This is a genomic window from Citrobacter sp. Igbk 14, from assembly GCF_028069825.1.
Classification (GTDB): Bacteria; Pseudomonadota; Gammaproteobacteria; order Enterobacterales; family Enterobacteriaceae; genus Citrobacter.
In genome coordinates, this window is the sequence record NZ_JANEWM010000158.1 from 1 (window position 1) to 757 (window position 757).

General features: G+C 33.3%; 1 protein-coding gene. It reads left to right on the forward strand.

Annotation, left to right across the window (positions count from 1 at the left end; all coding sequences use genetic code 11):
• Nucleotides 1-165 precede the first annotated feature (165 nt).
• The coding region (locus tag NNN64_RS22890) for a hypothetical protein (protein WP_271442891.1) at nucleotides 166-757 on the forward strand (592 nt) is incomplete at its 3' end.

Genomic DNA, 757 nt, shown 5'->3' on the forward strand with positions numbered 1-757 from the left:
CCATAATATATTTATTAAGTGAATGCATGTGATTTTAATTATTTCAAGCCTGAATCATCACGAACTGGATTCAGGCTTTTTTATTCCTTATGCGATCAGCAGCACAGCTTTTATAGAGGAAATAGTTTGTCATCATGCTTTCAACGGATGAGAGAGAGTCAGAAAATGTATTTTTACCGGGAAGAAAATCAGGACACCCAATATATAAGCGAGCACGAATTATGGGTATTGGGTCGTGTCAGTGGAATATACAACAAAACAACGCATAAAAAAGAAGAAATGTTAGAGCCATTGTGGAGGCGGTATGATCGAAGTATAGAAGGCATTCTAATTTTTTATTCAAAGATGGAAGCATCAATTTACTCTACTTACTTAGAGAAAAAATTTAATGAAAAGTGGAACGTATATGCACTGGATGATTTTAATATTGAGGAAATGATAAAAAATAATAAGATCACCAAAAATAGCGATGATTATTATCTGCTGTTGAGCGCGGGGTTTTGGGCCGATAAACAATGCAATGTTATATATCATGGTTATCATTTGGCTCAAGTTACAATCCCCGTCAAATATACTTTCAGCAGTTTCAGTGAAAATGAAAGACTCCCCCCCCTAAAAATACCCGAAAAAGTTACAGATAGATTTCATCAAATGTGGAAGAAAAGATTCTCTGATTTTCTAAGTCATACTCAATCACAATACAATTATCATAATGACTATTTAAAAGAACAAAGTTTAATAGCTTATAATAATATGC